We start from the raw sequence: 13,526 nt of genomic DNA on the forward strand, positions 1-13,526 counted from the left end.
TTTCATGTCTCGACAGTATGTTAAAAGGCATATGCCGGAAAGAGGCTCATCACTGTTTGATGGTCCAACTCATCGTAATTCCTGCAACAGTCTTGATGGTTGACATCTGTCGTATGGGCATATATATTTCGCATTCTCAACCTAATTCCACTGCTTTTTCAGCATCCTCTGCCCATGATATTGCATGAAAAAAGCAGCCAATCAGCCTATTATTAAATAAATAACAATACATTGGGGGACATTCCACCGTCCATCCCAAAGGGTATTATTTATAACAAGCTACTCAAAAAAACCAGATTACAATCTTCGAGAAATATCCAGGCTAACTATCGCCCTAGAAATCTATACAAGAGGAAGAATTTAATGGGAAAAATCACCGGCGCCCAAGCTATTATCAAGTGCCTCCAGGAGGAGGGAGTTAAAACACTATTCGGTTATCCCGGCGGCGCTGTCATCGACCTGTACGATGCGCTGATGGATTCCGACATAGATAACGTACTGGTACGACATGAGCAGGGAGCTGTTCATGCAGCCGACGCCTTCAGCCGGGTAACCGGTGAAGTCGGAGTGGCACTGCTCACTTCCGGCCCCGGTGCGACTAACGGTGTGACTGGTATCGCCACCGCCTATATGGACTCCATCCCCATGGTTGTCCTTACCGGGCAGGTACCCCGCCACCTGATTGGCAACGATGCTTTTCAGGAAGTTGATATCGTCGGAATTACCAGACCTTGCACCAAGCACAACTACCTGGTATCCAACAAAGAAGATATCGTTCCGGTATTGCGTGAAGCGTTTTACATTGCCCGCACCGGTCGGCCCGGCCCGGTATTGGTCGATCTTCCCAAGGATCTTGTGGCCAGCCTGGTTAGCTATCCTGAGAAGAAGCCGATCCGCATGCAGAATTATCAACCCACCTATGAGCCGCATATCGGCCAGATTACCAAAGCCTGCAAGCTGATCATGAAAGCGCGCAAGCCGGTGCTCTATGTGGGTGGCGGAGTGATTCTCTCAGATGCCAGCCATGAGTTGACCAAGCTTGCAACCCGACTGAACATCCCGGTCACCATGACCCTGATGGGCCTGGGAGGTTTCCCCGGCACCCATGAGCTGTCGCTCGGTATGCTTGGCATGCACGGTTCTTACACTGCTAATATGGCGGTTGCCCAGTCTGACCTGCTGATCGCGGTAGGTGCCCGTTTTGACGACCGTGTTACAGGTAAGCTCGAGGAATTTGCATCGAACGCCAAAATCGTTCACATAGATATCGACCCGACTTCGATCAGTAAAAATGTCAGCGTCGATGTTCCCATCGTTGCCGATTGCAAATACGCCCTGCAGGCGATGAACAAGTATTTTGACGCTGAAACCAACTTCGACATCAAGGAAGAAGCTGCCCGGCACCAGCCGTGGTTTGATACCATTAAGGAATGGCGGCAAGAGCATCCGATGCGGTTCCACGACGATGATATCATCATCAAGCCGCAATACGTGATCCAGAAGCTTGAGGAGTTGACCGGCGGCGATGCAATTATCACCACCGAGGTTGGCCAGAACCAGATGTGGGCGGCCCAATATTACCGTTTTGATAAACCCCGCCATTTCGTCACCTCCGGTGGCCTCGGCACCATGGGTTTCGGTTTACCTGCGGCGATTGGTGCGCAGATGGCGTTTCCGAACAAGACGGTTATCGATGTGGCCGGTGACGGCTCTATCCAGATGAACATTCAGGAACTTGCCACAGCCAAGCAGCAGGGGTTGCCGGTAAAGGTGGCCATTCTCAATAACAATTATCTCGGCATGGTTCGTCAATGGCAGGAGCTCTTCTACAATAAGCGCTATGCCTCGACTGTTATGGAGGTCGCACCCGACTTCGTTGAACTCGCCAAGGCGTTTGGCGCAGTCGGCCTGAGGGCTACCAAGAAGAGCGAGGTCGAAGGGGTAATCAAGGAGGCACTGGCCACCGATAATATCGTTGTCATGGACTTCAATATTAATCGGGAGGAGGGAGTTTATCCGATGGTGCCGGCGGGGAAGGCGAATACCGAAATGCTTCTGGTGTAGGGCACTGCCAATATGCACCCATCTTTTGCCGATCACTTCTTGTCCGCATAGATACGACTATAGCGGACAGAAGTGCTTGCTAAAATATCGGCGCATCTTGACAGTACTGGCGGATTGATTGGTAAATGCAAAAACCAGCACAACTTCGTCATACAGATTTTGAGAGATTTGAGAGATAAATTTCGTGTTTAGTTGGCGCGAATGATACAGGATAACTATATGAAAAGTCATACAATATCGGTTCTGCTGCAGAATAAGCCGGGTGTATTGTCGCGGGTGACTGGTCTGTTCAGCGGTCGTGGCTATAATATTGAAAGTCTTTGTGTGGCAGAGACCCTTGAGCCCGGAATTTCTTGCCTTACCCTGGTTTCCAGGGGTGATGATTCCATTATTGAGCAGATCACCAAACAGCTGCATAAGCTTATTGATGTCATCAAGGTGACTGACATCAGTGAAAAAGAATATGTAGAACGTGAGATGGTGCTCATTCGCGTCAAGGCGGAATCAACAACACGTGCTGAAGTTCTGCGTGTTATTGATATTTTTCGCGGCAAGGTGGTGGATGTCAGCGCCAAGAGTTACGCGGTGGAGGTAACAGGCCCTGCTTCAAAAATACAGGCTGTTATCGATATATTGCGCCCAATCGGTATCAAAGAAATTATTCGTACCGGTACCATTGCCATGGCCAGGGCAGACAAAAAGAAATAAGTAATTTTGTTCTTTCTTGCTATTTGCCAAAACTACCGCTTAGTAAGCCTGACGCAGTGTGTTATATATCGTGATTCGCAATGAGTCTCACTTTGGGATTGTCAGGAGTGAGTAACGAGGAGTGAGACGTTTACATTCATCTGGAAGTAAACGTCTCGCAAATGCGATGTGTTAGCGATAGTCTTCATAGAACACATTATTCAGGCATTTCCCCTCTCGCTTCACTCCTCACGCAACCAGCTGAGTTTACAAGTAATCAGACTTTACACATATTCGAGGAATATCCATGTTAAAACCTAAAGTCCCCGTTGCCCTTGAGGGTTATCCCTTTATCGGCTTTATGGCTTTTGTCACCATTGTGCTTGCTTTGCTCGGGTACACCCTGCTGGCGTTGGTCGGCCTGCTGCTCACAGCTTTTGTGCTCAGCTTTTTTAGAGATCCGGAACGGTTCGTGCCCGAAGATGAGGATGCACTTATCTCACCTGCAGACGGGAAGATTATCGTTGCCAGAAAGGTTCAGGACGACACCTTCACCGGTGGCGAGGCGTTCAAGCTCTCTATCTTCATGAATGTTTTCAATGTTCATGTGAACCGCAATCCAATGAGCGGCACAGTGGAGCGCATTGTCTATCAACCCGGCAAATTCTACGCCGCAGATACTGAAAAAGGTGAGTTGCAAAACGAATATTGTGGCACGGTTATGAAAACCAGCGCCGGCCATAAAGTGGCCTTCGTGCAGATCGCCGGGCTTATTGCCCGCCGCATTATCTGCTGGCTCGAAAATGGTGACACGATTAAAAAAGGTGAACGCATGGGCTTGATTCGATTTGGCTCCCGTGTTGACCTTTACTTTCCTGCCGATTCTGAAATCCATGTCCAGATGGGGCAGAAGGTACGTGCCGGCGAGACTATCCTGGCTCGTTTAAAAACGCCTGAAACGACAAAATAATTGTAAGGAGTGAGGTGTGAGCAACTGTGTTCAAAGTCAAACCTAATCGTACAGATGAAATCTGCAACTGACTCAGAGGTAAGGGTTTTAAATTTCATCATCTTTGTTCAGCATAAGTAGGCGACCAAGTGGTTTGATTTCTCACCATGACATTTAGGATGGTTAAGAGTTTCCGCATGCATGCCGTCAGAGCAACCTTAGGCTTTTTTCCACGAGCAATTAATTGCTCGTGGAAAGTCCTGATGACAGGGTTGCAGCGTGCGGCTGTCAAAGCCCCCATATACAAGACAGATCTTATCTGGGCTCTCCCTCCCCATATTCTTCGGGAACCGCGAAAAAAGCCGCTATCTCGATTGAGTGGAGCTACTCCGGCCAGTGCTGCCACCTCTTTTCTGTTGAGTTGGCCCAACTCAGGCAAGCCTGCTAGGAGTGCAAGCGACAATACTGGTCCTACACCTGGCACGCTTTGTAATATTTTATCGTTTACTCGCCAGACATCTGATTGCTGGATGAGCTTTTGGAGATCCCCATCAACGTTTTGCAAACGTTTTTCCAGCCATTTGATATGTGCTTCAAGATCTTTGCGAACATGTTTTGTAGAGCATCTAAGGCGATTTTTTTCCATAGTTAACATGTCCACAATTTGCCTGCGGCGCACTAGAACAGCATCCAATTCTCGAGCTTGCTCGTCTTTGATCGGTCGAGGTTCTGGTCGAATAGCTTCACCAAATCGAGCGATTATTTCAGAATCGATAGAATCTGTTTTTGCCAACTTGCCAGTAGCTTTAGCAAAGTCCCTCACCTGTCTGGGGTTTACTACGACAATGGGTAGGAATTTCTTGGCAAGTTCACTTACGAGGGGAATCTCAAGGCCGCCCGTTGATTCAAGAACAATCAATGTAGGCTGTAATTCCTCAAAGCGTTTTACCAGAGCGGAAATTTCCGTTGGAGCATTGGCTGTACTCCATTTTTCCTTGGTTGGCCGAACGGCGATGTCCAGCTTAGTTTTTGATACATCAATTCCAATAAATATCTGTTGATCCATGTTAGATTTCCGTTTCCCAGCCTTGTGAAATGCGGGCTCTTAGTAAGGCCCCGGCAACTGTTCGGGTTAAGCAGAAAGGACCATAACGACCAGCGCTCACACACGGGCTCGTAGTTTAATTGTCCCAAGGAGTGGTCGATCTGTTACGGTCATGTAGCGAAATATGTTACTTAGTAAACTATGTAGGAGTATGGGCGCAACATACAAGGGGTTAGGTGAAAAAACACTTCCTCCTCACTCCTCTCACCTCCCACGCCTTTTCTGCAGTCGCAGTTCGCTGTTCGCTGTTGCAGTCTCTCCTCCCCCTTCACACCTACCACCTCACACGCCTTTCCCTGCAGTTCCAGTTCGCTGTTCGCTGTTGCAGTCTCTCCTCTCCCTTCACACCTACCACCTCACACGCCTTTCCCTGCAGTTGCAGTTCCGTCCAACGTCCAACGTCCCACGTCCAACCTGCCGTTATGTCCAACATCCAACGCCTTCCCTGCAGTTCGCAGTTCTGCAGTTCCACCAATAATCCGATTACTTTGCCTTTTACCAATCCATCCTTTATACTCTCGGTAATTTCAACTGGTCGGGCACCGACCGTAATATTACTCACCGCTAAATACCTAAGAGATGAAATATGAGCCAACCTGAGCAGGAGATGAGTTCCAAGTTTTATCCGCTGCCGTGTATGTTCACCATAGCCAGCCTGTTCTGTGGTTTTTATTCCATCCTCAGCGCCGTAAAAGGCGAATACACCGTGGCTGCCGTAGCCATCATCGTTGCTGCGGTCTTCGACGGGATCGATGGCCGTGTAGCCAGGATGACAGGAACAACCAGTACCTTCGGCAAGGAACTGGACTCACTCTGTGATGCTGTCTCTTTTGGTGTTGCCCCCGGCCTGCTTGCCTACTTCTGGGCGCTTCAGCCATATGGCAGGTACGGTTGGCTGGCCGCTTTTTTATACGTTGCCACCACCACTCTTCGCCTCGCCAGGTTTAACTCCCAACCCGGCACATCGAAGAACTTTATCGGCCTGCCCTGTCCTGCCGCTGCCGGTGCAATCTCTTCTTCTGTACTTTTCTGCAATTTCCTCGGTATTCCCGGAGCAGTAACCCATATTTCCCTGCTCATTTTAGTGTACTCTCTCTCGTACCTGATGGTCTCAAACCACATGTATCTGAGCTTCAAGCAACCACCCCAGATGAGCAAGAGGCGAAATTTTCAGTTGCTGGTATTTTGTCTTCTTGTCTTTATTCTTATTGCTGCCGAACCTCAGGTTATGCTATTTGTGCTCGCGGCGCTTTATATACCCTCCGGTCCGATTTATGGTATATATCGTCAGTCCAAACGGTTGGCGGTGCAGGGTACCGACGGGAAAGCGGACCATAAGCAAGCCCCGTAAAATCGAAAAATACCAAGAAGGGAGTCAGGGGAAAGAAGTATAACCGCGAGTCCATCAACATACCTTGAGTCTGATGTTCTTTAGCCCGTGTTCCTTACTCACATCGCCATTTTAACTTAGAAAAGAATCTTCTTTTCATTAAGCTGAAACACCAGGCTTTTACTCTTATATATACCTGACAGAAGACATTGAGAATTATCAGCGGATGGGCCAAAGGGCGCAAACTTGTCGCCCCGCCCGGCCAGACACAAAATATCAGGCCGACTTCAGATCGGGCCAGAGAATCTCTTTTTAATATCCTGAGAGGTAAAGTTGACACCTTCGATGGACTTCGGGTACTCGACCTTTTTGCAGGTACAGGCGCACTCGGCCTCGAAGCTCTCAGCAGGGGAGCGACTGAAGTTATTCTTGTCGAACAGAACAAGCAGGCCCTTGATATAATCCATCGCAATATAGCTGCCTGCAGACCGGAACAGCACGACTGCAAAGTAGCTGCTATCCGCTATGATCTTCGCAAAGGGATTCCGCCGCAGGTCACAGAGTTCGGCAAAAGCCAGCCATTCAACCTTATTTTCCTTGACCCACCCTATTCCAAAGGGTTATCACTTAAAGTTCTGGAATATCTGGGTAATGGTGAGATTCTATCCGGGTCATGCCTGGTAGTTGCCGAAGAGCGTTCTTCTGAATCATTGCCCGAATGTTGTGGTGTACTGAACCTGACTGATCAAAGAATCTATGGTGAAACTGGATTCTGGCTCTACTCTCCGCGTCACCTAACCGAAACTGAGGTTCGTTCATGAGCACTCCTGTACCTACACGCCCCACAATTGCCATTTATCCCGGCACATTCGACCCCATTACTTTTGGCCATATCGATATCATTAAAAGAGGGCTCAACCTCTTTGACAAGGTCATAGTCACCATCGCACTCAACCCTTCCAAGAGCCCCTTATTTACCCTCGAAGAACGGATGGAGATGATACGTGAATCATTTTCCGATGAAGGCGATCGTATCGAGGTTGACTCTGCTTCAGGACTTCTTGTTGAATACGCTGCAAACCGCAAAGCCACTGCTATCATTCGCGGTCTCCGTGCTGTTTCCGATTTTGACTACGAGTTCCAGCTCGCACTGATGAACAGGAAGCTCGAGCGCGAAGTCGACTCCATCTTCCTGATGCCTGGATTGCGCTGGATTTTTATCAGTTCCTCAATTATTCGAGATGCAGCCCGCCACGGCGGCAATGTGGATAGCATGGTGCCACCTCATGTTTCCCGGATGTTGAAGGAAAAATTTGCTTAATCACAGATTAACCCGGATAGAGTAATTAGCTGAATAGCAGTATGGTCGATCAGTCAGGTTCAAAAACAGAATTGCGAAAAAAGAAATTGCAGACACGCAGGACAGTTCTTGCTACAGGACTGCTTGCCCTGCTCTACCCATTGCTGAAATTTATCGGATATGAAGTCCCCAGGCGACCGAAGCTGGTGGAAATCCACAGCAGTAAACCAACCAACGGCGTGCTGAGTCATAACGATTTCATCCTTTTTGACCAGAAAGATGGTTGCTGGGCGGTATCACGAAAATGCACTCATCTCGGGTGTAAGATTAATTATCACGAAAAAGACGGCGTACTTGAGTGCCCCTGCCACCAGTCACGTTTTTCACCAGGTGGTACTGTTCTTCACGGCCCGGCCAAGGAGCACTTAACCGTCTATTCCGTGGAAAAACGTGATACCGCACCCTATTACGTGGTGACCACCTGATGGACTCCTCCATGCCTCCTCAAACGGCTGCGGCGCAAATGATGTGGTTAAATTTCAAGTCCCTCAAATGGGGGGCCTGGTGCCTTGTCAGCCTCTATTTGTCTCTTCTCTCAGGAGTTGTAGTCGGTCTGCAATATGATGTGGCCGATCCCTATTATTCTGTAAGCTCTATAGACCTGCTCATACCCTTTGGTGAGTTTTTTCGTTCACTCCATTTTTATTCAAGCCAGGCATTCTTCCTACTTGGCTGCGTTCACCTTATTGCCGTTTATGGAGAGGCACAAAAATATTCATTCCGCGACTGGGTCCTGCTCATTTTCTCGATGACTGTCGGCCTCTTCCTGCTGTTTACCGGCTACGTGCTACGCGCTGACAGTACCGGTTTCTCAGCGGGCATGATCGCCGAGGCAATCCTGAAAACCATCCCTTTCATGGGTGATACCCTGAACTCCCTGCTCTTCGATATTTCGAATCGGGGAATGCAGAGAGTCTACGTTCACCATATGATAAGCCTTGATATACTCTGGCTGATACTTGCCTGGGACCATCTGCGGCGCTACAGGGTACAAGTGGCAGATCATACAGTGGCTATCTGCCTTATCGCAGTATTCTGCTTTTTCACGGCCGCACCCATAGAACCTGAAAAGCTTGGCGTAACCTACATCTCCGGTCCTTGGTTTTTTCTAGGCCTGCAGGAATTGCTGCGCTATTTTCACCCGCTCTTTGCAGGTGTAGTCTACCCACTGCTTTTTGTCGTTGCCCTGCTCTATGCCCGAAATCAAAACAGATACTACAGGGCATTGCTCTGGTTTCTTTATGTCTGGCTCATCGTGTACGCTATTCTCACTTTCGTGGCCTGGATCAGATAAATCCAGCCCCAGGCATTTCTAAAGGCCAGCCAACCTGCACTTATAATTCTTCCGTATTACGATTAATTACCGCTGATTTTCATCTTCAGAAAGTGAGGAGAAATGGGTCAGGAGGGCGGGAAGTAGCTTAAGGCTCAAGTCTGCCTGGCTAGCGAACCTTTCAAATTCCGGGCTATTTACCGGTAGCCGAATGAGCCTGAGACACTGGTTATATCCTCAATAAAAAAGAGGGCTTGATCTTTTTCAGATCAAGCCCTCTTCTCTTTTCAACCTCATTACCCAGCCTGCTGCACTGGCGCATTGAAAGCGATTACTGGTTATTCATTGCCTTACGGAGTTCGTTTATCTCTCGTTTCAAGGTATCCCTGAGCATATCGATCTCACGACGGACCACATCGGCCAACTGCTGGTCAGAAAGTAGCTGCTGCGGGGTTGCTGCAGTTTCTTCAGTCTGATAGCTCTCTGCAACAGGTTGCTCTTGCTCATGAGATACTTTACGCTCGGCTCTGGCCTCTGCCGCCTCAGAAAGCATCTCATGCTGCCATTGCAAGACATTACCGGTGTGGGTCAGCAATGTTTCCTGCGCCGCGGCAGGCTCAACAACAGATGATTTTCGCAGATCACTCAGTATAGCCTGCAGTAAACCGTTTGATCTGTCATCTGAATCGTACCTGAACTTATCTATGTGCTGACACACGGTAGAAATAAGCTGCAGATAACTTTTCTCAAGAGAAGTGTTTGCCTCACTCTCCCGCAGTTTCTTCAGTTCTGAATAAAGGCCGGTAATAATGCTATCGTCGAGCTGCAATTCAAGCGACTGGATGCAGCCCTGAAGTTCTGCGAATCTCCCGGTCTGCTGTCGAATAACAGGTTCCTCGACCTGTTCGGCGACAGCCTCTTCAGCAGCTGCGGTGGGTACGTTGATCTCTTCTGCCTCTGGTTCGAACTCGACAGAAAGGTCTTCAACCACAAATTCAGCTTCTTCAGCCAGATCAAAGACAATTTCGTCCTCTTGAGGTTCGGCTGCAAAAGGCTCATCCGGTGGTAATGCCTCCATGATATCTGCTTCAACTACCTCAGGAGCAACAACCGGTTCTACTTCCTCGTTCGCAGACTCGACAACTACCTGCTCCTCCTCGGGCGGCAGTTCAGCCTGGACAGGCGCTTCGAAATTAAAGAACTGGTCGAGCTGACTCTCTACCTCACTGACAACTTCGGACTCAATATCACTTTCAGGCTGGTCGCTTTCAGGACTTTCCTCTTCGATATTTTCGAGGTCGGCAAAAGCGGGAGCAGGCTTAAAAGGTGCCGGCTCCGGCTGAGCAACAGGTTCCTCAAAAATTTCTTCGAGTGCTGGTTCAATTACCTGAGGGGCAGGCGCTGATTCAAAAGCAGGTGAAGGCCCCCGCTCAGGCTCAGGCTCAAATCCGCCAAGTGCCGGTCCGGTAATAGGTTCCAACTCAATGTCATTATCCTCGTCTCCATCAGTCTCGACATCGACACCCTGCAAAGCAAGTTCAGCAGGTGTACTGGAAAAAGATGGGGCTGACCGAGCAGCGATACCACCGTCGTCTTTGTCAAAAAATGATGCCAGCCGACCATCGATCTCATCTTCTGCCGAATCAACAATCGAGGCAGATGGTTCCACCACCGGCTCAGTAGCAGGCTCAGAGAATGGTTCAACAATTTCTTTTTTTGCCACCACAGGCGTAGCTGGAACCTCAGCTCTGAGTTCCGCCGCAGGTTCTGCAGGCGCAGCAACAGAAGCTTCTGACAATTCCTGCTCACTGAAAGAGCTGATTTCATCAGAATCGGCCAATGCCGGAGCAATGTCACCACCAAATGCGGGCAATCGCTCCTCGTCCGAATCGTCATCAGCATCCGTCTCCACCTCAACACCCTTGAGTGCGGCCTCACGATCTATTGTGAGGCAAGGCTCATCAGTTCCCGTATCCGCGCCGAAGAAAGCAGCACTGAATTTTTCCGCTTCTTGTTCTTCGGTACTCCGCTTTGCCTGAACCGGCTTTTTACCTGCAGCCTTTTGTCCATCGCCAAAAAAGCTGCTTAATCGTGCATCTACATTTGCGGAGTTATCGGCACCAAGTGCAGCAGCCTCTTCCTCTTCCTGAAAACCTCGAACACCATCATCAGGCAGATCAGAAAAAGCAGGCGCAATTGCAGGTGTTACTGATGCCACAGCCTCTATTGGGCCTGGCGCTGAAGGTGCGAATTCCTTTTTGGGGGCGGATTTTTCTGTTTCAATTATCTTCTTGAAGGCTTCGAACCTCCTCACCTCGGGGATCAGGACTTTCTTCTCCTCATCAAGGGTTATCCCCGGAGTCTGAACAATTTTCTCCAGTCCATCAAAAAAAGATCTGAGAATCTTAAAAGCATCGGGATGGGAATCTACTTTACGCTTTCGTATATAGGTGCCGATCGTGCCGATTCCCTGAAGAAATACCAGCCTCGGCCTGCTATCTGCGTATACCTGCTGCAGGTTCTTCACTTCATTACGTAATTCAAGGAGTTGCTGCTCCGTAATTTCCCAGTCAATCCCAAAAACCAGAGCTTTCAGTTCAAAAAGCTCTGGAGCTGTCTGCTGCTCAACCACCACTTCAGCTACATCTGGTTCCATAACACCACCACGCTCATCTACCGGCACCTCTTCATCCAGCGCCGGGCCAGAGATGAGTTTCTTGAGTTTTTCAAAGCGGCGAACATCCTGAATCAAGATCTGCTTCTTCTCGGCGGCATCCAACTCATCAGAGAGAACAATACGTTCGAGATTGTAGTACATATTGAGAAGCAGCCTGATGGATTTAGGATGAGCATCCGCCTTTTCTCGATAGATATATTTCCCTATCTTTTCAAGTGCTTGCAGATAGACCATGTTGATTTTGTCATCTGCCCATACATCTTTGAGGTCAACTATTTCGTCGTTGAATTGCTGTAGAACGGTATCAGTAATTTCCCAATCCAGGGATAGTACCAGAGTTTTTAAACGAGATATTGGAGAGTCGTCTTCGCCGGCAAACGCAAATAGATCAAAATCGCTTGTTTCAAAAGAATCATCGTACTCTTCATTATCTATTGTCAGGTCATCGTCGTACTGACTCTCTGTATACTGTTCCACCGCCTATTCCCTCTAGAGTAATTTTTTCTGAATCGAAACAACAGTGGAAGAAATTATTTTCTTCAATGTCTCGGCAACATTATACCCGGTGATGGCACTCGCTTCATAATATGGAACTTTCAGCCTGCTGTTCAAATCATTCTGCAGGACCTCAGTTGGCAGGATCTCTATGCCATGCTCCTTCAAATCGACTTTATTATATTGCATAACAAGCGGAATATTGAAAATCGACTCTTTATATGACTGGAGATTTTCATGCAGCTGGTTCAGGGAGCGGATATTCTTCTCTCTCTGTTTTGCCATTGCATCAGCGACAAAAACAATACCGTCCACGCCGCGCAAAACCAGTTTACGTGTGGCGTTGTATTTCACCTGACCTGGTACGGTATAAAGCTGTATTTTTATGTCATATCCCTTGATCTGCCCCATATCAAACGGCAGAAAATCGAAAAACAATGTTCTGTCTCCATGGGTCTTTAAACTCACCATCTCTGAGACAATCTGTTTTCTGTAAGCAGTGTTTATGTATTCAAGGTTGGTTGTTTTACCACACCTGCCAGGACCGTAGTAAACGATCTTTACCTGAACGACTTTGTCTTTTAGATTAATAAAGCTCAACGCTCCACCTCCCACATTCTACTTTGAAACTTCTGCTGCCGGCAAAGCGCCTGCCTGCGACATGAACAACCTCTGTGGAGTGACTATTGCTTTTCCCAAATCTTGCGAATCTTTTCTATTACATCGACCACATTCAGGCGTAAAAATCCTAGCGATATTTCTTTACCGAACATTGAAATCAGTAATAACTCATCGTCGATCTTGCTAAAATGGATATTGGAATCCTGACCTTTATGGAAAAGTAATGAAAACTCCTGTTCACCAACAAGTTTGGCCATTGCATCTACAGTGGCAAAATTTCCGGCAGCCAGTGCCGCAAAGGAGTAAACGTCATACTTGTTTTCACCGTTATCTTTCGCAGTGATGATGTTTCCTGCCATGTCAATTATGATCACACAATCGACACCAAGACTGATCAGCTTATCTGCTAATAGAGTATCTATCTGTTCTAATTGTTCCTGACTGACAATCCCATAATTCATGCTGCTTACCTCTTCGTGGTTGGGGGCATATGGTACGGTTTGCTGTTATTTCCTTGGTGTCTGTAATACCGTGTAATACACGGAAATGGTGACAGGATATGCAATGAAAATTCTCATTCGGGTTATAACCTCTAACTTAAGCCGAACATCACCCGGTCTACATGAACTCACCTCCCCTCACTTCTGCAAATTTCACTAACAGTATGAAGCCCGCCAGGGCCGGAAGGTAGTTAAAACTTGCTGAAAGGACTATACGATAGTTTTTTTGGTATATGAAGATATTTTTTTCTTTTCTTTCAAATTCATACGCCGGTTATCAGTGGTCCCTGCCCCTCGCCCATCGCGTTTCCTATCTGATTTTTTTCATATCGACCCATAAAGGCAAAATGGTTCTCTCTTCTCGATCGACTTATATTAAATTCGTGTTGAGTTTCCTACTGGCCACTTTCAATTCGCGGAATATGCGCTTATAGTAGCGGCGATCTTTTATTAATAAACCAACAC

At 47.9% G+C, this 13,526-nt stretch carries 13 protein-coding genes; 8 read left to right on the forward strand and 5 right to left on the reverse strand.

Going from position 1 to position 13,526, the window contains the following annotated elements:
• Positions 1-363 precede the first annotated feature (363 nt).
• The 3 genes from ilvB (at position 364) to FCL45_RS19695 (ending at position 3,721) form a co-directional block, all read left to right on the forward strand.
• A complete protein-coding gene (gene ilvB / locus FCL45_RS19685) occupies positions 364-2,064 on the forward strand; it encodes a biosynthetic-type acetolactate synthase large subunit (protein ID WP_136799778.1) in 1,701 nt (566 codons plus the stop codon).
• Between the two features lie 219 nt (positions 2,065-2,283).
• Complete coding sequence (ilvN, locus tag FCL45_RS19690) at positions 2,284-2,772, forward strand: acetolactate synthase small subunit (RefSeq protein WP_136799779.1); 489 nt, start codon at positions 2,284-2,286, stop codon at positions 2,770-2,772.
• A gap of 286 nt (positions 2,773-3,058) precedes the next feature.
• Positions 3,059-3,721, forward strand: a complete 663-nt coding sequence (locus FCL45_RS19695; protein ID WP_136799780.1) for a phosphatidylserine decarboxylase family protein — start codon at positions 3,059-3,061, stop codon at positions 3,719-3,721.
• A 97-nt stretch (positions 3,722-3,818) separates the two neighbouring features.
• On the opposite strand, the gene FCL45_RS19700 is transcribed toward FCL45_RS19695, so the two are convergent.
• Both FCL45_RS19700 and FCL45_RS19705 read right to left on the reverse strand, forming a co-directional pair.
• Entirely contained in the window at positions 3,819-4,766 is a 948-nt protein-coding gene (locus tag FCL45_RS19700; protein WP_136800054.1) for an IS110 family RNA-guided transposase, read from the reverse strand.
• 313 nt (positions 4,767-5,079) lie between these two features.
• Entirely contained in the window at positions 5,080-5,367 is a 288-nt protein-coding gene (locus tag FCL45_RS19705) for a hypothetical protein (protein ID WP_136798021.1), read from the reverse strand.
• Between the two features lie 24 nt (positions 5,368-5,391).
• Here FCL45_RS19705 and pssA point away from each other — a divergent pair, with 24 nt between their 5' ends.
• From pssA to FCL45_RS19730, 5 genes are all read left to right on the forward strand, one after another.
• Complete coding sequence (gene pssA / locus FCL45_RS19710) at positions 5,392-6,156, forward strand: CDP-diacylglycerol--serine O-phosphatidyltransferase (RefSeq protein ID WP_136798020.1); 765 nt, start codon at positions 5,392-5,394, stop codon at positions 6,154-6,156.
• A 188-nt stretch (positions 6,157-6,344) separates the two neighbouring features.
• Positions 6,345-6,956 (forward strand): 16S rRNA (guanine(966)-N(2))-methyltransferase RsmD, encoded by a 612-nt coding sequence (gene rsmD / locus FCL45_RS19715; protein WP_136798019.1) that lies wholly within the window; start codon positions 6,345-6,347, stop codon positions 6,954-6,956.
• Positions 6,953-7,456, forward strand: coding sequence for a pantetheine-phosphate adenylyltransferase (coaD, locus tag FCL45_RS19720; protein WP_136798018.1), 504 nt, complete (start codon positions 6,953-6,955; stop codon positions 7,454-7,456). The genes rsmD and coaD overlap by 4 nt, the downstream gene beginning before the upstream one ends.
• Before the next feature lie 41 nt (positions 7,457-7,497).
• Positions 7,498-7,920 carry a QcrA and Rieske domain-containing protein gene (locus FCL45_RS19725; RefSeq protein ID WP_136798017.1) on the forward strand — a complete coding sequence of 141 codons (423 nt, stop codon included), beginning with the start codon at positions 7,498-7,500 and terminating at the stop codon, positions 7,918-7,920.
• 11 nt (positions 7,921-7,931) lie between these two features.
• On the forward strand, positions 7,932-8,789 hold the full coding sequence (locus FCL45_RS19730) for a cytochrome b N-terminal domain-containing protein (protein WP_167495800.1): 858 nt from the start codon (positions 7,932-7,934) through the stop codon (positions 8,787-8,789).
• Positions 8,790-9,099: 310 nt separating this feature from the next.
• Here the strand turns inward: FCL45_RS19730 and FCL45_RS19735 are convergent, their stop codons facing one another.
• The 3 genes from FCL45_RS19735 to FCL45_RS19745 all read right to left on the reverse strand — a co-directional run bounded on the left by FCL45_RS19735 (position 9,100) and on the right by FCL45_RS19745 (position 13,022).
• A complete protein-coding gene (locus FCL45_RS19735) occupies positions 9,100-11,922 on the reverse strand; it encodes a hypothetical protein (protein WP_136798015.1) in 2,823 nt (940 codons plus the stop codon).
• 12 nt (positions 11,923-11,934) lie between these two features.
• Positions 11,935-12,540 (reverse strand): GTP-binding protein, encoded by a 606-nt coding sequence (locus tag FCL45_RS19740; RefSeq protein ID WP_136798014.1) that lies wholly within the window; start codon positions 12,538-12,540, stop codon positions 11,935-11,937.
• A gap of 83 nt (positions 12,541-12,623) precedes the next feature.
• Positions 12,624-13,022 carry a roadblock/LC7 domain-containing protein gene (locus tag FCL45_RS19745; RefSeq protein WP_136798013.1) on the reverse strand — a complete coding sequence of 133 codons (399 nt, stop codon included), beginning with the start codon at positions 13,020-13,022 and terminating at the stop codon, positions 12,624-12,626.
• Positions 13,023-13,526 lie beyond the last annotated feature (504 nt).

It is taken from the genome of Desulfosediminicola ganghwensis, assembly GCF_005116675.2.
In the GTDB taxonomy this organism is placed as follows: domain Bacteria; phylum Desulfobacterota; class Desulfobulbia; order Desulfobulbales; family Desulfocapsaceae; genus Desulfopila; species Desulfopila ganghwensis.